We start from the raw sequence: 17,542 nt of genomic DNA, 5'->3' as shown, positions 1-17,542 counted from the left end.
GATGGTTAATCCCAGCGAATTTATCAAACAACATATCCGTACCGTACCCGATTGGCCACAAGCGGGCGTGCAGTTTCGCGATATCACCACCTTATTGCAAGATCCAAAAATCTTCCGTGTCTTGATTGATATTTTTTTAGCGCGCTATGCGGATGCGAAGCTGGATTTAGTGGCGGGTATGGATGCGCGTGGATTTATTCTCGGTTCGGTGGTTGCGTATGAATTAAACATTGGTTTTGTCCCGATTCGTAAGAAAGGTAAGTTGCCTTTTACCACCGTTTCTGAAAGCTACGAGTTGGAGTATGGCAGCGCAACCGTTGAGCTACATACCGATGCTTGTAAAGCGGGCGATCGTGTCTTACTCATCGATGATTTGATCGCTACCGGCGGTACGATGATGGCTGGTAAAAAACTACTTGAGCGTCTTGGTGCGACCGTTGTTGAGGGCGCAGTCATCGTGGATTTACCTGAATTGGGTGGATCAAAATTGATTCAAGAGAGTGGTTTGTCTTTATTTAAAGTATGTGATTTTGCTGGGCATTAATGGCCTAATTAAAATCTTCTCATGTGTTTTTGCTTAAGTGGTTGCTTAAATTTTGAGCATAAATTTTTTTGAGTGATCACAAAAGCGCCTATTTTGCGTTATACTTCATGTTCTCCAAGGAGCGCTGCGACAAGTTTCGATAAGTGATCTACGATCAAATCAAACTGCCAGGCTTGGATCAGACGAGTTCACTGCATTCAGTATTGATATTCAGTAAGCTCACAGCAACCGCGCTCACGTATCTTTTTTCTTGATCATTTTTAGAAAGGAGGGCGTGAGAACGCCACCATCATGACATCCCAAACCACACAAGATTTTCACGTTGCTGACTTAAGTTTGGCCGACTGGGGTCGCAAAGAAATTCAAATCGCAGAAACAGAAATGCCAGGCTTGATGGCGATTCGTGAAGAATTCGCTGCTAGCCAACCTTTGAAAGGCGCGCGTATCACTGGCTCATTGCACATGACCATTCAAACCGCGGTGCTGATCGAAACCTTGAACGCACTCGGCGCGCAAGTACGCTGGGCATCTTGCAATATCTACTCAACCCAAGATCACGCTGCTGCGGCGATCGCTGCTGGCGGCACGCCGGTGTTTGCATTCAAAGGCGAGAACTTGGATGAATACTGGGAATTCACACACCGCATTTTCGACTGGAAAGATGGCGGCTACTCCAATATGATTTTGGATGACGGCGGCGATGCAACTTTGTTGTTGCACCTCGGTACCCGTGCAGAATCCGATATCTCCGTATTGAATAACCCAGGTTCAGAAGAAGAAACTTGCTTGTTCAATTCCATCAAAAAACATTTGGCGATTGATGCTACTTGGTATTCCAAACGTTTGGCAGCAATCAAAGGCGTGACGGAGGAAACCACGACAGGCGTGCATCGTTTGTATCAGATGCACAAAGAAGGCAAGCTTGCCTTCCCAGCAATCAATGTCAACGATTCCGTTACTAAATCCAAGTTCGATAACTTGTATGGTTGCCGCGAATCTTTAGTCGATGGCATCAAGCGCGCAACCGACGTCATGATCGCTGGTAAAGTTGCTGTGATCGCTGGTTATGGTGATGTAGGTAAAGGTTCAGCGCAAGCGATGCGTGCATTATCTGCACAAGTGTGGGTTACAGAAATCGATCCTATCTGCGCCTTGCAAGCAGCGATGGAAGGTTATCGCGTCGTGACTATGGATTACGCTTGTGAACATGGTGATATTTTCGTGACGACCACCGGGAACTACCATGTGATTTCACACGAACACATGTTGAAGATGAAAGATCAAGCCATTGTTTGTAACATCGGTCACTTCGATAATGAAATCGACGTTGCTTCGCTCAAGCAATACAAGTGGGAAAACATTAAACCACAAGTGGATCATGTGATTTTCCCAAGCGGTCGCCGTATTATTTTGTTGGCGGAAGGTCGTTTGGTCAATCTTGGTTGCGGTACTGGACATCCATCGTATGTGATGAGTTCTTCTTTCGCGAATCAAACCATCGCGCAAATCGAATTGTTCTGCAATACCGATAAATATCCAGTTGGTGTTTACACTTTGCCGAAACACCTCGATGAAAAAGTCGCACGTTTGCAATTGAAAAAACTCAATGCACAATTGAGCGTTTTGACGGATGAACAAGCGAGCTATATTGGCGTGAAAAAAGAAGGTCCGTATAAGCCTGAACATTATAGATATTAATAAAGGATGGCCCAAATTCAATTTGGGCTTCAAAGCTCCCCCTCCCGTAAGCGGGAGAGGGTTGGGGTGAGGGACATTCAGCTTTGCTGAGAAATTTCAGCATGTTTGGAAAATGTTTTGAGTACCAGTTTAGTGAGATTAGCTCGTCAAACACCCTCATCCCCGACCCTTCTCCCGCTTGCGGGAGAAGGGAGCCAAACCAAAGGAGAATCCATGCGTTTACTCGCTACCTGGTTGATCAACGCGTTGGCATTATTAGCCCTGCCGTATTTACTCAGTTCCATCACGATAGATAGTTTCACAACTGCGCTATTAGTCGCGGTAGTTTTAGGTTTTGTAAACACCGTGATCCGCCCTGTCTTATTAATCCTGACTTTGCCAGTGACAGTCTTTAGTTTGGGACTGTTTATTTTGGTACTTAATGGACTGATGTTTTGGGCGGTAGCCAGCATGTTTGATGGTTTTCATGTGGCTGGTTTTTGGTCAGCGGTTTTTGGCGCTTTGTTATACAGCGTGATCTCATGGACGCTCTCCACCTTACTTCTACAAAAAAATGAATCCACATAATTTTAGTATTGAATTCTTTCCGCCCAAGACGGAAGAGGGCACAGAGAAATTACGGGTGACACGTGCCAAGTTGGCAGAGCTGAATCCGAAATATTTTTCCGTGACCTTTGGTGCAGGTGGCACAACGCAACAAGGCACTTTAGATACGGTTGTTGAAATCCGTAAAGAAGGCTTTGATGCTGCCCCACATCTCTCATGTGTCGGTGGTACACGCGACTCGATTCGTCAGATTCTCAAAACCTATCAAGAGCAAGATATTCATCGTTTAGTCGCACTCCGTGGCGATTTGCCGAGTGGTTACGGTATGGGCGGCGAGTTCCGTTATGCGAATGAATTGGTTGAATTTATTCGCGCCGAAACAGGCGACTGGTTCCACATCGAAGTGGCTGCTTATCCAGAAATGCACCCACAGGCCAAATCACCGCAAGACGATTTGCAGAACTTTGTGCGCAAAGTGCAAGCAGGAGCGAATGCTGCGATCACACAGTATTTTTATAACGCAGATGCGTATTTTCAATTCGTTGATAATGCGCAAAAAGCCGGTGTGAATGTGCCTATCGTCGCAGGTATTATGCCGATCACCAATAGTAGTCAACTGATGCGTTTTTCAGAAATGTGTGGCGCAGAAATTCCACGTTGGGTGCGTCTGAAGTTGGCAAGTTATGGCGACGACAGTGCATCGATTAAAGCTTTCGGTTTAGATGTGGTGACGCAGATGTGTGAACGCTTGTTGGCTGGAGGCGCTCCGGGTTTGCATTTCTATTCTTTGAATCAGGCGGCAGCAACTACCGCGATTTGGCAGCGCTTAGTATAAAAAATAGCAAGTCAATCCAGTAGTTTCAAGTACACTGTGACCACGGCAATTCATATTGTCGTGGTTTTTTTATGCGCTTGAGACTTGTTCTGTTGAAATCAAACTACAAAAAAATAATACTTGTATTGCTAGTCGTCTTGCTTTTCTATGGAATTTTTTTCCATGGTCAAACTAAAAATAGCCATACCGCACCCGCGATCTTGAAAACAAGTAATTTGTACGGAAGTCAGCAATAGATCGATATACCTACTAAGTTCAAGAACGAGAAAAGTACCCTTCCAATTGGCTCATCCGAGGTCGTTTCCGCCTCTAAAAAAATCAATGATGCTTCGGAACTTTGTGAAGAGTTACTAAGCAATTCAAATGATCGAGTCTCATACGAGCAATTAACTAGACAAATTCAGCAGAGTTTGAAGCGCGCTGATCCTGATATTACGCTGATTCTTCAACGGTGGGCAAACGATAGTGACCCACGTCGGCGCGCTGCTGCGCTCAGTTTGTGGGCAACTAAAAAGTACGAGGATTTTAGACAAAATTTTTTTAACACGCACGCTAGTTGTGAATCTAGTCGTGAATGTGAACTTCAAATGCTCAAGTTAAGTAACAATGCTGTTCGCTCTGAGCTTGCCTTCATAGCAAAAATGGCGATTTATTCTTCTGATCCCATCGTCTATGGAATGGCATTTAATGCTTGTAATGCTTGGTCTGATATGACGATTGATTTTTGTGCGCAGATTAGTGCGGCACAATGGGCGCACCTTGATCCCGATAACGGCATCGCATGGATGCGAACCTTAGAGCAACTGGGTGCTGCAAGCGGGAAAAATCTAAGCGCAATTGAGAATGCTTTGTATCGAATTTCCCAGGTAAATCGTTTTGATGCGCAATTTGACATTCTGAGTAATTTGCCAGAAGACGAACTAACTCGATACGATTATGTAACACGTACAAGTATAGAAAACTTGGTGACGCTTTATTGGGGAAATTCTCCACTGCCAGCGTATTCACCTATTGTAAATGCATGCAAAGGCGCTGCTCTGAATGACGCAAATCGTCGTTACATGTGTGAACAAATTGCAGGTAAATTGCAACGTGAAAATAGCTTTCTAATTGATCATGGGATCGCTAGAAGAATCGGTGAGAACTTGGGATGGGATAAATCGAAAATTCAGGCCATGTTTGATGAGTTTGACGCGATTAGAGGGATGATGATTGATCGAGATCGGCGTAGCAAAGCCGCACTAGCTTCTCATGAAGGTGTAAGACAAGCATGTACAACCGAGCTCAACTGGTTTGGCCTGATACGCACGCAAATGAAAGTCGGAGAATTTAAATCATTACGTGCCGAACTTGCAAAATATGATGTACCTCGGGAAACGCTAATTCGACTTGTCCGTGAGCCTCTCAAGAAGTAGTTTCTATTTACATGTTTTGTGCAGGATGCAGCTGGACAAGCTTGTGGAACAAGATGCCAACTGAGCCTTAATTTAATCGATAAGCCTTTTTTATTCGCTGAAAAAGAGTTTATCGAGTTCTACCCCTGGTTCATCGGCCCGCATAAAAGCTTCACCCACCAAAAAACTCAAGCATACGTTGCACATCAGTCTTGTTCATAATGCCGGATTCCGCAATCACAAGTTTGCCATCGGGAATGCGTGAGCTTTAATATGTGTCTTTTGATATTTTTGTTTGTTTGCACTCAATTTTTTTGAATTAAATACAATGCAATATTGTTCAATGTTAGCAATATTTATTAGCCGTCTTTGTTAATCTGATACATTAAGCCCTTTATTTCAAAATCAAGTCTAAGATTAAAAAAATCGACGACCTTCGCAAACAATGATTTTTAGCACAGTTACTTTTCTTTTTTATTTTTTGCCTCTTTTCCTCATCATATATTTCGCATTGCCGTTTCGAAATACCACTTTATTGATTGCAAGTCTCATATTTTATGCGTGGGGGGAGCCACAAAATCTTGATTTGTTGGTGATTTCTATTTTGCTTAACTATGGATTTGGATTGGCAATCGGTGAGGCAAAGAGCCGCGGGCGTAGTGGTAAGCCAGCTTTGATTCTTGGCATTGTGGTTAATTTGCTTGGATTGACTTACTTCAAGTATTTTAATTTTTTAATGGACGGAATTGGCAACGTCTTTATGAGTGCAAATTTTTCGGTGCCTGAGTTTGAGAAAATCACATTGCCTTTAGGCATTTCCTTTTTTACCTTTCATGCCATTTCGTACTTAGTGGACGTTTATCGAGAAAAGACTAAGTGCGAGAAAAATGTTTTTGCGCTTTCCACCTATATTACGATGTTTCCTCAGTTGATTGCTGGACCAATTATTCGTTTTTCGACAGTGGCTCGACAGTTACATCAACGCAATCATACTTGGAGTCGGGTCGATTTAGGAGTTCAAATTTTCATTGTCGGTTTGGCTCAAAAAGTATTGATTGCCAACACCTTAGCACTCCCAGCAGACAAAATATTTGCAGTGGCCTCAAATGATCTGAGTTTTGTCGTCGCCTGGCTAGGTATCGTTTGTTATTCTTTACAGATCTATTTTGATTTCTTCGGGTATTCGAACATGGCAATTGGACTTGGATTGGTGCTTGGTTTTACGTTCCCAAGAAATTTTAACCTGCCCTATCTCTCACGATCTTTAACGGAGTTTTGGCAACGCTGGCATTTGAGTTTATCTCGCTGGTTTAGGGATTATCTATATATTCCACTGGGTGGCAATCGACTTGCACCTTGGCGTACTTATCTTAATCTTTTAATTGTTTTCTTCTTGTGTGGATTGTGGCACGGTGCGAGTTGGACCTTTGTCTTTTGGGGACTTTTCCACGGATTTTTTCTGGTCATTGAACGAGCAGGGGGAGAGGCATTGTTAAAAAGACTGCCAAGTCTTGTGCGTCATTGCTATACCTTAATAGTGGTAATGATCGCCTGGGTTTTTTTTCGCTCGGATTCATTTTCTCAAGCATCTAGCTTCTTGTATGCGATGTTTGGGTTAAACCGTTTTCACATTGCAGCAGCGCCAGTCGGTAGTTTTTTGAATGGTATGACAACCGCTGCATTAATCATTGGCATATTCCTCGCGCTGCCAGCTAAAAATATCGCAATAAATCTGGTCCAAGTATATCGTCGCAGTGTAATGGTAAGAATGGATTGGCTCTTTGGAATCGTTCGGCGTGTTTGGTTACTAGCCATTTTTACGTTTTCTGCAGTCAGTCTTGCCAGTGGTGCGTACAATCCATTTATTTATTTTCGGTTTTAAGAGGGGGCGAGAAATGATCAAGTTAGCAAATGCTCTCTCCAATTTTAATAGGTTTGTGTCTTTAGCTTTTATTTTTATTTGGTTTGCTCTGTTGGTTACTCCATCTGGCATTCATATTTTTATATCGAATAGCGAGAAATCAAATAGTGAAAATCGTGAATTAGCACTACTTCCACCAACACCATTAACATTGCGGGATCGCTTGTCTTGGCCAGGAAAAATGGATCTCTATTTAAACGATCATTTTGGTCTTCGCATGGAGATGATTGAATGGAATAATTTAGTACATTTCAATATTTTTCGCGATCTGAATTCGCTACAATTGACTTCAGGTAAGGATGATTTCCTGTTTTTTAATTCGCATATTGCGCAAGATCCCTTGTCGATGATCCATTTTTTGTGTGGTCGTAGAACTAAGCCTCATGACTATCAGAATATGGCAACTACATTGAGTGCATTTATGCATTTAGCGTTGGCTACGATTCCAAATAGCCACTTTGCCGTTGTACCGACTAAACCTGTTGTTTACCAAGACAAGTTCCCGGATTGGTTGCAGCAACAGTGTACTGGAGCGATACCACCAGTTCCGGAAATCATTAAACAAGTTAAGAGGGATCCTTCTTTGGCAGGAAAAATTATTTCTCCAGTATCAGAGATGAGGGAAATTGCGACACGGCATGAATTTTATACGAAAGCAAATTTTCATTGGATCGGCGATGGGGCGAGACCTGTAGCACAACTTATTGCTTCGGACTTTTTTCACTTATCAGCAATACTCGCTTTGCCTACTGCTCCGAAAAAAGAGCCCGCAGATATACAAAGATTTTTGCCGGGCGTTCGTTTAGAAAATAACTTCAGTGAACCAAATTATCAAAAAGCAGGTATAACAGAATGTCGCGGATCAGTTTGTTTTCCTGAGTTTTCCACTTCAGCAGCGAAAATTGGAGACCTATCCCGATTTACACATAGTGACAACAAAGGCCCCAAACTTTTGATTATTTCTGATTCATTTGGCAATGGAATTGCTGGATTGTTTTCAGAGTACTTTGGTGAGATTTGGCACATTTCTGTCAACAATATTAAAACCCTCACTCCTGCAGAATTAAGTTCTGTTCGGGATATTTCTTTAAATCAGTTTAAGCCCGATCATGTTTTGTTTCTATGGCATGATTTTTCTATTGGCTATTTCGATCAAAATGCAAAAATTTTTGTAACAGCACATAAGAATTAGTTTGCATCAACTCAACTCAATTAGAAATTTTGGGGAGTTGAAAAAAAATTAATAGGCTTCCGATGTAGAGATAGCAGATGATTTGAACCGATTTATAAAAATAATTAGGTTGGACGCATTAAATATGGAAAAAGTGGAAGGGGTCACTTTTTCCAATAAGCACTTTGACGAACACTCAATTTACTTCAGCGCCGTATTTATAAAGAGTTTTTCTAGTTCCAAACCTGGTTCTTCCGCGCGCATAAAAGCTTCGCCAACCAGAAAGCTATGCACGTTTGCCTTACGCATTGAAGCAACGTCGTTGCGTGTGAAAATTCCCGATTCCGTAATAGTGAGCTTGTCCCTAGGGATGCGTGGTAAGAGTCCTATCGTTGTATCAAGACTCACTTCAAATGTCCGCAAATTGCGATTATTGATACCGAGTAAATTAGTCTTGAGTTTTAACGCCGCATTGAGTTCTTCTCCGTTATGCACTTCAACCAAAACACCCATACCGAGCTCGTGGGCACAGGCTTCGAGTTCCGCCATCAAGCCATGGTCTAATGCAGCGACGATTAGTAAAATACAATCTGCACCCCAGCTTCTTGCCTGATAAACCTGATACGGGTCGATCATGAAATCTTTGCGTAAGACTGGCAAAGCGCATGCTGCGCGTGCTTGCTGCAGGTAGATCGGTGCACCTTGAAAAAATACTTCATCAGTTAATACGGATAAACAAGCAGCACCATGTTGCGCGTAACTGGCGGCGATTTCTGCTGGCTGAAAATTTTCACGAATCACGCCTTTGGAGGGCGACGCTTTCTTGATTTCTGCAATTACAGCTGCTTGGCCTAGCGTGATCTTATCGCGTAGACTGGCTTCAAATCCGCGCAGACTTTGTTGCGCTTCTTTATTGCTTTCTACATCGGCACGTAAGCTAGCGTAACTCTTTACTTTTTTGTCACGCGTGACTTCTTCGGTTTTGACTTCGAGAATTTTATTGAGTATGTCTGACATGCTTATTTACCTAACTGATGCGTGACTTCGATAAGTTGACGCAGCTTGTTGAGTGCTGCTCCCGAGGCGATAGCCGCTTGCGCTTTCTTTACGCCATCGGTGATGGATTCAGCGATTCCCGCGCCATACAAGGCCGTGCCAGCGTTCAAGCTAACGATATCGGTTGCTGGGCCAGCGACGTTATTGAGTACATCTAAAATACGTGCTTTGGATTCGTCAGCGCCCGACACTTTCAAGCTGCGATTCGAAACCATCTGCAAACCAAAGTCTTCTGGATGAATATCGTATTCGCGAATTTCACCGTTCACCAATTCGCCAACCATCGTAGGTGCGCCTAATGAAACTTCATCCATATTGTCACGACCCCAAACAACAATCGCATGTTGTGCTCCGAGGCGTTGCAAGACACGCACTTGAATACCAACCAGATCAGGATGAAATACGCCCATCAAAATATTCGGCGCACCAGCGGGGTTTGTGAGGGGTCCCAAAATATTAAAAATCGTACGGACGCCAAGTTCACGTCGCACCGGTGCTGCATGTTTCATCGCCGCGTGGTGATTCGGTGCGAACATAAAACCGATATTGGTTTGCGCAATCGATTGTGCGATTTGCTCTGGTTGCAAATTAATATTCACGCCCAGGGATTCGAGTACATCTGCGCTACCTGATGAAGATGACACGCTACGACCACCATGCTTAGCAACACGTGCGCCTGCTGCTGCGGTGACGAACATCGATGCGGTAGAAATATTAAAGGTATGGGCGCCATCGCCGCCGGTGCCGACGATATCAATTAAATTCTTGGTGTTCGCCATCGGTACTTTGGTCGAAAATTCACGCATCACTTGTGCTGCGGCGGTGATTTCTCCTATGCTTTCTTTTTTGACGCGTAGACCCATGGTGAGTGCCGCGATCATGATCGGCGACATTTCACCACCCATGATTTTGCGGAACAGCGACAACATCTCATCATGGAAAATTTCGCGATGTTCGATGAGGCGGGTTAAAGCTTCTTGCTGTGAGATCGTCATTTTATTTTCCCAATAAAAAATTCTTCAACAATGCATGACCGTGTTCTGACAAAATTGATTCAGGGTGAAATTGCACGCCCTGCAACTCAAAAGTCTTGTGACGCACACCCATGATTTCACCATCTTCGGTCCATGCCGTGACTTCTAAACAATCTGGCAAACTGGAGCGCTCGATCGCCAGTGAGTGATAACGCGTCACCGTGTAAGGACTAGGCAAGTCGCTGAATACGCCAACGCCGGTGTGGGCAATTGGTGAGGTTTTACCATGCATGACTTCTTTGGCGCGAATCACTTTGCCACCAAAGGCTTCGGCGATACTTTGATGGCCAAGGCAAACACCGAGAATAGGAATTTCGCCAGCAAAGCGTGTCAGCACAGGTACGGAAATGCCCGCTTCCAAAGGTGTGCAAGGGCCAGGAGAAATGCAAATCCGATCAGGCTTCATCGCCTCGATTTCTTCCAGCGTAATTTCATCATTGCGATACGTGCGAACTTCTTCACCCAACTCAGCAAAATATTGCACGAGGTTGTAAGTGAAGGAATCGTAGTTGTCTATCATGAGTAGCATTTATATTTCTCCGTCTAAACCATCTTGTACTTGTTCAGCGGCACGCAACATGGCGCGTGCTTTGTTTTCAGTTTCTTGCCATTCCATTTCAGGCACAGAATCGGCAACTACGCCAGCTGCAGCTTGCACATACAACATGCCGTCTTTCAATACACCAGTGCGGATGGCGATTGCTAAATCCATTTCGCCACCAAACGATAAGTAGCCGCAAGCGCCGCCGTAGATGCCGCGTTTGACAGGTTCGAGCTCATCGATCAATTCCATCGCGCGAACTTTTGGTGCGCCGGACAATGTGCCTGCAGGGAAGGTGGCTTTGAGTACGTCTAAATTGGACATATTTGGCTGTAATAAGCCTTCGACATTCGAGACGATGTGCTGTACGTGCGAGTACTTTTCAATCACCATTTTTTCGGTCAGCTTGACGCTGCCAGTCTGGGCGATACGACCAATGTCGTTACGCGCCAGGTCGATCAACATCACGTGTTCAGCGATCTCTTTAGGATCTGCCAATAATTCCACTGCGAGCTCTTCATCACGCTCTGGCGTTGCGCCGCGTGGACGTGTACCAGCCAGCGGACGTATCGTAACTTTTTTATTGCCATCGCTGAGCTGTTCATTACGCACGAGAATTTCTGGCGATGCGCCGATGATGTGCATATCGCCAAAATTGTAGAAGTACATATACGGCGATGGATTAATTGAGCGCAGCGCACGATACAAGGACAGTGGAGAGTCAACATATGGTTTCTTAATCCGCTGTCCAATTTGTACCTGCATCAAGTCGCCCGCCATAATGTATTCCTTGGCTTTGAGCACGGCTTTTAAATAATCTTCTTTGGCGAAATCGCGGATGGCTTCGGTGCGTACAGATGCGGATGTTACTGGCACATCGACACTGCGCCGTAACATTGCACGCAAGTCTTTCAAGCGTTGGCGTGCTTTGCTCCACGCCTCAGCTTGCGTCGGGTCGGCATACACGATCAAGTACAATTTGCCAGAGACATTGTCGATCACCGCGAGCTCTTCGGTCAGTAGGAGCTGGATATCAGGCAGTCCCAGATCATCTTTTGGCGCAGTTTTTTCTAAGCGCTTTTCCACGTAGCGTACGGCATCATAGCCGAAGTAACCAGCCAACCCGCCACAAAAACGTGGCAAACCAGGACGTAAGGCGACGCGGAAACGCGACTGATATTCGGCGATGAAATCTAAAGGATTGCCTTCATGTGTTTCTATTACTTGGGCGTTTTTGATGACTTCGGTGTGAAAGCCCGTTGAGCGCACCACGGTGGAAGCGGGTAAGCCGATGAAGGAATAGCGACCAAAGCGTTCACCGCCTTTGACCGATTCCAACAAGAAGCTATTTTTTCCACCATTGGTCGCTTGTGCAAGTTTGAGGTAAAGCGTGAGTGGCGTTTCCAGATCGGCAAAAGCTTCGGCGATCATGGGGATACGATTGTAGCCTTGTGCGGCTAAGGATTTAAATTCGAGTTCAGTCATGATGTATGTACGTTAAATGTGTTTTTACCGCAGCTTTCTCATTCGATCAGCGCCAAACGTCGGAAATATGGACGAGGCGAATGACAAAATGTGAAGTCGAAGGTTAAAACGGTAGTGCTAAAACTTACAAAAACTTGTCAAAGATGACGAGAGATGAAAAAACGTCGTTGGCGCGCATCAGGGCTTGGATAAAACTCAGACACATAGACGAAAGCGCCCACGCTGGTCAGTTAGATTGCCAGCGTCGCCATAGCCAGGCCTCAAAAGTGCCTGGAGTAGTTGATGGACGTTTCTTATCGAGGAACATTCTAATTTTGTTAGAAGCTTGATGAAATTATTGGGTTTTTTCTACTGAGTAAAAATTGTGCAGCACTCAGTAAGGTTTCGACTATACCATCACTTTCAATAGTTTGTACAGCCTCGCCGTGATTGTAGCCATACGGCACGATTAAGACTGGGCAGCCCGCGGCACGTGCGGCCTGTGCATCATTGGAAGAGTCACCAATCGCCACCACTTGGGCTGGCGCTAAGTGAAAATCGAGGCAAACTTGCAGCAACGGTAAAGGATCAGGTTTTTTGCGAGGCAAAGAATCGCCGCCATACACCACACTAAAAAAATCGCTTAAGCCCATCTTTGCCAGCAAAGGCGTGGTGAACGCGATTGGTTTATTCGTCACGCAGGCCAGACGTAATCCTTGCGCCTTGAGTGCTTGCAATCCTTCGAGTACCTCTGGATACAAAGTGCTGTAATTACCATTGATCGCTAGATAGTGCTTTTGATAGCTTGCCAAGGCTTGTGCAAAATGCTGTTTGACTTCGGCTTCATTAAAGTCTGTTGCTAACACGCGCTGGATTAAATTTTCTGAACCTTTACCCACAAAATGTGTAATGGTCGTGAGGTCTAAAGGCGAGAGTAAAAACTCTGCACGCATGCGATTGATCGCGACTAAAAAATCCGGCGCGGTGTTGAGCATGGTGCCGTCTAGATCGATGATGGCGGCTTGGATGTTTTGGAATTTAGGCATGTTGGTATTCTTCGAATTCCCACTCAAGATATTTACTTAGTTTATTCGCAGCGTCATCCCATGTGTCGACTGAAATACTCGATACTAATTGTCGAACTCTGTTTTCAATGTCTATCCAAGAAAATTCAGGCATTAAAAGATAGCCTTTGCCCCACCGTACTTCTGGGTGAGTCAATAAAAATTGAGGCGTGATAATTAAGAAATGAAATTGGTCTCCACTTTCCTTTCCTACCTCTCCGATATCTGCGTAAATTAGTACGGAGCAACAAGTTGGGTCCTCAGGAATTTCTGAAGTGTTGAGTTGTGTACTGAAAATTCTCTTTAATTCGATCCGCATAATATCTTTTTTCTTGATGAATTTAACCTACTAGCCCCAACTCACCCCGCATAGCATCAATCACAGCCTTGTAATCAGGCTTACCAAAAATCGCAGAGCCCGCCACGAAAGTGTCGGCCCCCGCAGCTGCAATCTCACGGATGTTATCGACTTTCACACCGCCATCGACTTGCAACATAATGTCGCGGCCAGATTCGTCAATCATGCGGCGCACGGCGGCGATTTTTTTCAAAGTATGTGGAATGAAAGACTGTCCGCCAAAGCCAGGATTAACCGACATTAAAAGTATCAAATCGAGCTTATCCATCACATGTTCCAATACATGCAAAGGCGTGGCGGGATTAAACACCAAACCTGCTTTGCAGCCGTGATCGCGAATTAATTGCAAGCTGCGATCAATGTGCTCGGAGCCTTCTGGATGAAAACTGATGATGTTCGCGCCCGCTTTGGCAAAATCAGGAATGATGCGATCGACAGGTTTTACCATCAAATGCACATCAATCGGCACTTGCACATGTGGACGAATCGCTTCGCATACCAAAGGGCCGATGGTTAAGTTAGGGACGTAATGATTATCCATCACGTCAAAGTGGATCATATCCGCGCCAGCAGCGACGACATTCCGAACTTCCTCTCCCAAACGGGCGAAGTCGGCAGAGAGAATACTGGGAGCGATGCGATAAGTTGTCATATTAAAATCTCGAAGAAATGCACAAAATGGAAGTCCTGACCGCAAAATGTCGGCGAATGCCGTATTTTACTCCTGCGAAGTTTGGCGTGCTCTTGTAATATGCGGGTTTTGTAAGCATTTCCTTGCCTTTGCAACTTTCTGAAGATCTTGCGAGTGCGTGTTAAGCGGAGATGTCTCTGGCCTTCTTACTGAATTTTTAGCTGATTTTTCTGGGGTTTTATGAGGAAATACGATTTTACGGTGTCAGTGGTGACGCAATATTTGGAGGAACAATCCCATCCTGATCAGGCGCATTTTGTTTTTGCCTATACGATTACGATCAAAAACACGGGAGATATTCCAGCGCAGTTAATTTCTCGGCATTGGATTATTACCGATGCTAAAAATAAGGTGCACGAGGTTCAAGGTTTGGGCGTCGTTGGGCATCAACCTTTACTCAAACCGGGTGAAGCTTTTGAATACACCAGTGGCAGTTCTTTGGAGACCCCGCATGGGACAATGAAGGGAAGTTATTTTTGTGTCGCCGAAGATGGACACAAATTTGATGTAGCGATTCCGGAATTTGTTTTATCTTTGCCGCGCACTTTACATTGATTACCTTGATAAATTTTCTTGGATTGTTTTACTAGGAAAATACCTAGCATTTATCGATTTTGATCTTGGTTCTGATCTTTGCTTGTTTTATTTTTGTTCGGTGGTTTTTTTCCTGAAAACATGGTCCACCACACAATAAAGACAAAAAGAAAAAAAGCACCTAATGCTTCGACAGCTAATAACCACATAGTTAAGCCTTTATGAAATTTTTGTTTGAACAAAGACGTATTTTAGCAGTATCACTGCTGTTGACATTGGCGGCATGTACAACGCCACCTAAGGTGACGCCGACAGAGCCGGTGCCAGTGACTCCACCTGTCACGCCACCTGTGACGACGGTGCCAGCGACGCCGCCTGTGCCACCTCCAAAATTGGCGCCGATCACAAATTACTCGCAAGCCTATAAGTTAGGTTCTTACGCTGACCTGCCAGGTTGGGCGAATGATGATCTGAGAGAGGCTTGGCCTGCTTTTGTTAATTCATGTTCCGCTTTACGTAACAAATCAGAGTGGCGCGAGGTTTGTGCCAATTTGAGAAACGTTGATGCAAAAGAATCGTCGGCTATCCGCGCTTTTTTTGAAGCGAATTTTTTACCTTATCAGGTTGCGCATCTTGATGGTAAAACAGAGGGCTTGGTCACAGGATATTACGAACCTTTACTAAAGGGTTCGCGCAATAAGGGCGGGATTTATCAAACGGCTTTATATGCGGTACCTAACGATTTGTTGACGATTGACCTTGGAAGTGTGTATCCGGATTTGAAAAACATGCGTCTACGCGGTCGCTTGGTTGGCAATAAAGTGGTTCCCTATGCTTCGCGCGCAGATATTTTGCCATTTTTATCTGGCAAAGAATTGGTTTGGGTTGATGATCCAGTTGACGCTTTTTTTCTACAAATACAGGGATCAGGTAGAGTACAGTTGGATGGTTCCGGTGAAACCATACGTCTAGCCTATGCGGATCAGAATGGGCATCCGTATAAATCGATTGGGCGTTATTTGGTCGATAAAGGGGAGTTAACTTTAGATCAGGCATCAGCGCAAGGTATTAAGGCCTGGATTGCAAAGAATCCAAATCGCCAAGACGAATTATTAAACGCGAATCCTAGTATGGTTTTTTTTAAGGAAGAGAAATTGCTCGATCCAAGTATCGGACCTAAGGGCGCGTTGGGTGTCCCCTTGGTGCCACAAAGATCAATTGCGATTGATCCAACGCAATTACCATTGGGGGCACCGGTATTTTTATCAACTACAATGCCACTCAGCAGTAACCCATTGCAAAGACTGATGATGGCGCAAGATACCGGTGGCGCGATTCGCGGTGCTGTGCGCGCGGATTTCTTTTGGGGCTTTGGTCGTGAACCGGGCGAATTAGCTGGCCGAATGAAGCAACGCGGCGCAATGTGGTTACTCTTGCCCAAGACATTTGAAATGAAAAATAACTAGTTACTTTTGCGGAGAAGATGATGGAATACCAAAATATTATTGTGGAAACCAAGGATAAAGTGGGCGTGATCACTTTAAATCGCCCTAAAGCCCTAAATGCATTAAATGATCAGCTGATGGACGAATTGGGTCATGCCTTATTGGCTTTTGATCAGAACGATGAGATTGGCTGCATGATTATTACGGGTAGTGAAAAGGCGTTTGCTGCTGGAGCAGATATCGCTGCAATGGCTGACTACAATTATATGGATGCTTATAAAGGCAATTATGTTACTAAGAACTGGGAACACATCCTTCGTGTGAGAAAACCAGTGATTGCGGCGGTGGCTGGATACGCATTGGGTGGTGGCTGTGAACTCACGATGATGTGTGATTTCATTATTGCTGCGGATAATGCTAAATTTGGCCAGCCAGAGATTAAGTTGGCAACTTTGCCTGGCTGTGGCGGTACACAGCGCTTACCACGTGCCATTTCTAAATCAAAAGCGATGGATTTGTGTTTGACCGCGCGTTTAATGGATGCGAATGAGGCTGAACGTGCTGGTTTGGTGTCGCGTGTGGTTCCGTTGGATAAATTAATGGAAGAAACTTTGGCGGCTGCGACGACCATTGCTTCAATGTCGCTTCCAGTTGTGATGATGATTAAAGATGCCGTGAATCGTTCGTTTGAATCTGGTTTAACTGAAGGCGTGCATTACGAACGTCGTTTATTCCATGCGAGCTTTGGTACTCACGATCAACGTGAAGGTATGAAGGCCTTTTTGGAAAAACGACCAGCTAATTTTCAGAATAAATAATAGTTGAATCGCCCATTATTCTGGGAGCTTCTAATCTTCTAAATAAAGCGCTCCGCTTGCGGAGCGCTTTATTTCTTGTGAAGGGTAGTTTAAAACGATTTATTCGATTTATTTAGTTTGGCGAAATAAGCCTTGCCAAGGAAGTGAAGGGTTTGCTATAGTTCGCCTCCCGCAGAAATGCGGGTGTGAAATAAGAGTAATGCAAGTAGTAAGACGTTGATTTTCCTGGTGTTTAAATCGATTAGTAATAAACGATTTAAATCAAAACTAAAAACAGGGGGTTGACGAGAAGTTAGAAGTACTGCATAATCTCGTTTCTCTGCTGCTGACGAACACAACGCTTCGAAGCAAAAGCAGAAAAGAATTGAAGATCTTTAACAATTAACAGTCAATAAATGTGGGCACTTGATAGTGATAGCGACTAGCTG

The 17,542-nt window shown here is 44.5% G+C and carries 17 protein-coding genes, 1 pseudogene and 1 riboswitch; of the genes and pseudogenes, 10 read left to right on the top strand and 8 right to left on the bottom strand.

Annotated elements, in window-relative coordinates; translation table 11 throughout:
- Nucleotide 1: 1 nt before the first annotated feature.
- The 5 genes from KDM92_RS16930 to KDM92_RS16910 all read left to right on the top strand — a co-directional run bounded on the left by KDM92_RS16930 (nucleotide 2) and on the right by KDM92_RS16910 (nucleotide 5,038).
- Nucleotides 2–544, top strand: coding sequence for an adenine phosphoribosyltransferase (locus KDM92_RS16930; protein WP_212685595.1), 543 nt, complete (start codon nucleotides 2–4; stop codon nucleotides 542–544).
- A gap of 110 nt (nucleotides 545–654) precedes the next feature.
- A riboswitch (S-adenosyl-L-homocysteine riboswitch) is annotated at nucleotides 655–787 on the top strand.
- Between the two features lie 48 nt (nucleotides 788–835).
- Entirely contained in the window at nucleotides 836–2,242 is a 1,407-nt protein-coding gene (gene ahcY, locus KDM92_RS16925) for an adenosylhomocysteinase (RefSeq protein ID WP_212685594.1), read from the top strand.
- Between the two features lie 213 nt (nucleotides 2,243–2,455).
- The gene (locus KDM92_RS16920; RefSeq protein ID WP_212685593.1) at nucleotides 2,456–2,809 is read left to right on the top strand and encodes a phage holin family protein; all 354 of its coding nucleotides are present in this window, start codon (nucleotides 2,456–2,458) and stop codon (nucleotides 2,807–2,809) included.
- Nucleotides 2,796–3,623 (top strand): methylenetetrahydrofolate reductase [NAD(P)H], encoded by an 828-nt coding sequence (gene metF / locus KDM92_RS16915; RefSeq protein ID WP_189347815.1) that lies wholly within the window; start codon nucleotides 2,796–2,798, stop codon nucleotides 3,621–3,623. Before KDM92_RS16920 ends, metF begins: the two co-directional genes overlap by 14 nt.
- 587 nt (nucleotides 3,624–4,210) lie before the next feature.
- Complete coding sequence (locus KDM92_RS16910; protein ID WP_212685592.1) at nucleotides 4,211–5,038, top strand: hypothetical protein; 828 nt, start codon at nucleotides 4,211–4,213, stop codon at nucleotides 5,036–5,038.
- A gap of 90 nt (nucleotides 5,039–5,128) precedes the next feature.
- On the opposite strand, the pseudogene trpC (KDM92_RS18670) reads toward KDM92_RS16910, so the two are convergent.
- A pseudogene (trpC, locus tag KDM92_RS18670) lies at nucleotides 5,129–5,276 on the bottom strand (indole-3-glycerol phosphate synthase TrpC); the annotation flags it as partial.
- Nucleotides 5,277–5,462: 186 nt separating this feature from the next.
- Here trpC (KDM92_RS18670) and KDM92_RS16905 point away from each other — a divergent pair.
- Nucleotides 5,463–6,899: an MBOAT family O-acyltransferase gene (locus KDM92_RS16905; protein WP_212685591.1), complete on the top strand. Its 1,437-nt coding sequence runs from the start codon at nucleotides 5,463–5,465 to the stop codon at nucleotides 6,897–6,899.
- 13 nt (nucleotides 6,900–6,912) lie between these two features.
- Entirely contained in the window at nucleotides 6,913–8,130 is a 1,218-nt protein-coding gene (locus KDM92_RS16900) for an alginate O-acetyltransferase AlgX-related protein (RefSeq protein ID WP_212685590.1), read from the top strand.
- Between the two features lie 180 nt (nucleotides 8,131–8,310).
- Here KDM92_RS16900 and trpC (KDM92_RS16895) read toward each other — a convergent pair whose 3' ends face one another.
- The 7 genes from trpC (KDM92_RS16895) to rpe all read right to left on the bottom strand — a co-directional run bounded on the left by trpC (KDM92_RS16895) (nucleotide 8,311) and on the right by rpe (nucleotide 14,278).
- Entirely contained in the window at nucleotides 8,311–9,126 is an 816-nt protein-coding gene (gene trpC / locus KDM92_RS16895; protein WP_212685589.1) for an indole-3-glycerol phosphate synthase TrpC, read from the bottom strand.
- A 2-nt stretch (nucleotides 9,127–9,128) separates the two neighbouring features.
- Complete coding sequence (trpD, locus tag KDM92_RS16890; RefSeq protein WP_212685588.1) at nucleotides 9,129–10,160, bottom strand: anthranilate phosphoribosyltransferase; 1,032 nt, start codon at nucleotides 10,158–10,160, stop codon at nucleotides 9,129–9,131.
- A 1-nt stretch (nucleotide 10,161) separates the two neighbouring features.
- Nucleotides 10,162–10,728 carry an anthranilate synthase component II gene (locus KDM92_RS16885; RefSeq protein WP_212685587.1) on the bottom strand — a complete coding sequence of 189 codons (567 nt, stop codon included), beginning with the start codon at nucleotides 10,726–10,728 and terminating at the stop codon, nucleotides 10,162–10,164.
- A complete protein-coding gene (trpE, locus tag KDM92_RS16880) occupies nucleotides 10,729–12,225 on the bottom strand; it encodes an anthranilate synthase component I (protein WP_212685586.1) in 1,497 nt (498 codons plus the stop codon).
- A gap of 317 nt (nucleotides 12,226–12,542) precedes the next feature.
- Nucleotides 12,543–13,250, bottom strand: a complete 708-nt coding sequence (locus KDM92_RS16875) for a phosphoglycolate phosphatase (RefSeq protein WP_212685585.1) — start codon at nucleotides 13,248–13,250, stop codon at nucleotides 12,543–12,545.
- Nucleotides 13,243–13,587 carry an Imm8 family immunity protein gene (locus tag KDM92_RS16870; protein WP_212685584.1) on the bottom strand — a complete coding sequence of 115 codons (345 nt, stop codon included), beginning with the start codon at nucleotides 13,585–13,587 and terminating at the stop codon, nucleotides 13,243–13,245. Before KDM92_RS16870 ends, KDM92_RS16875 begins: the two co-directional genes overlap by 8 nt.
- A gap of 22 nt (nucleotides 13,588–13,609) precedes the next feature.
- Nucleotides 13,610–14,278 (bottom strand): ribulose-phosphate 3-epimerase, encoded by a 669-nt coding sequence (gene rpe, locus KDM92_RS16865; RefSeq protein ID WP_212685583.1) that lies wholly within the window; start codon nucleotides 14,276–14,278, stop codon nucleotides 13,610–13,612.
- 219 nt (nucleotides 14,279–14,497) lie between these two features.
- Here rpe and apaG point away from each other — a divergent pair, with 219 nt between their 5' ends.
- The 3 genes from apaG (at nucleotide 14,498) to KDM92_RS16850 (ending at nucleotide 17,114) form a co-directional block, all read left to right on the top strand.
- The gene (gene apaG, locus KDM92_RS16860) at nucleotides 14,498–14,872 is read left to right on the top strand and encodes a Co2+/Mg2+ efflux protein ApaG (RefSeq protein ID WP_212685582.1); all 375 of its coding nucleotides are present in this window, start codon (nucleotides 14,498–14,500) and stop codon (nucleotides 14,870–14,872) included.
- A gap of 200 nt (nucleotides 14,873–15,072) precedes the next feature.
- A complete protein-coding gene (gene mltA / locus KDM92_RS16855; RefSeq protein WP_212685581.1) occupies nucleotides 15,073–16,317 on the top strand; it encodes a murein transglycosylase A in 1,245 nt (414 codons plus the stop codon).
- Between the two features lie 20 nt (nucleotides 16,318–16,337).
- Nucleotides 16,338–17,114: an enoyl-CoA hydratase gene (locus KDM92_RS16850; protein ID WP_189347837.1), complete on the top strand. Its 777-nt coding sequence runs from the start codon at nucleotides 16,338–16,340 to the stop codon at nucleotides 17,112–17,114.
- The last annotated feature ends 428 nt before the right edge of the window (nucleotides 17,115–17,542 follow it).

This window comes from Affinundibacterium baiyunense (genome assembly GCF_018139645.1).
GTDB classification, from domain to species: Bacteria; Pseudomonadota; Gammaproteobacteria; order Burkholderiales; family Burkholderiaceae_D; genus Undibacterium; species Undibacterium baiyunense.
The sequence above is the reverse complement of the archived record's forward strand: the minus strand, read 5'-3'. Positions and strand labels throughout refer to the sequence as shown.

Excerpts from the sequence above, each read along its gene's own strand:
- KDM92_RS16930 (WP_212685595.1), top strand. The coding sequence starts at position 2 with ATGGTTAATCCCAGCGAATTTATCAAACAACATATCCGTACCGTACCC.
- mltA (WP_212685581.1), top strand. The coding sequence starts at position 15,073 with ATGAAATTTTTGTTTGAACAAAGACGTATTTTAGCAGTATCACTGCTG.
- KDM92_RS16885 (WP_212685587.1), bottom strand. The coding sequence starts at position 10,728 with ATGCTACTCATGATAGACAACTACGATTCCTTCACTTACAACCTCGTG.
- KDM92_RS16875 (WP_212685585.1), bottom strand. The coding sequence starts at position 13,250 with ATGCCTAAATTCCAAAACATCCAAGCCGCCATCATCGATCTAGACGGC.
- KDM92_RS16900 (WP_212685590.1), top strand. The coding sequence starts at position 6,913 with ATGATCAAGTTAGCAAATGCTCTCTCCAATTTTAATAGGTTTGTGTCT.
- ahcY (WP_212685594.1), top strand. The coding sequence starts at position 836 with ATGACATCCCAAACCACACAAGATTTTCACGTTGCTGACTTAAGTTTG.
- rpe (WP_212685583.1), bottom strand. The coding sequence starts at position 14,278 with ATGACAACTTATCGCATCGCTCCCAGTATTCTCTCTGCCGACTTCGCC.
- metF (WP_189347815.1), top strand. The coding sequence starts at position 2,796 with ATGAATCCACATAATTTTAGTATTGAATTCTTTCCGCCCAAGACGGAA.
- trpC (WP_212685589.1), bottom strand. The coding sequence starts at position 9,126 with ATGTCAGACATACTCAATAAAATTCTCGAAGTCAAAACCGAAGAAGTC.
- KDM92_RS16910 (WP_212685592.1), top strand. The coding sequence starts at position 4,211 with ATGCTCAAGTTAAGTAACAATGCTGTTCGCTCTGAGCTTGCCTTCATA.
- KDM92_RS16850 (WP_189347837.1), top strand. The coding sequence starts at position 16,338 with ATGGAATACCAAAATATTATTGTGGAAACCAAGGATAAAGTGGGCGTG.
- KDM92_RS16905 (WP_212685591.1), top strand. The coding sequence starts at position 5,463 with ATGATTTTTAGCACAGTTACTTTTCTTTTTTATTTTTTGCCTCTTTTC.
- KDM92_RS16870 (WP_212685584.1), bottom strand. The coding sequence starts at position 13,587 with ATGCGGATCGAATTAAAGAGAATTTTCAGTACACAACTCAACACTTCA.
- apaG (WP_212685582.1), top strand. The coding sequence starts at position 14,498 with ATGAGGAAATACGATTTTACGGTGTCAGTGGTGACGCAATATTTGGAG.
- trpD (WP_212685588.1), bottom strand. The coding sequence starts at position 10,160 with ATGACGATCTCACAGCAAGAAGCTTTAACCCGCCTCATCGAACATCGC.
- KDM92_RS16920 (WP_212685593.1), top strand. The coding sequence starts at position 2,456 with ATGCGTTTACTCGCTACCTGGTTGATCAACGCGTTGGCATTATTAGCC.
- trpE (WP_212685586.1), bottom strand. The coding sequence starts at position 12,225 with ATGACTGAACTCGAATTTAAATCCTTAGCCGCACAAGGCTACAATCGT.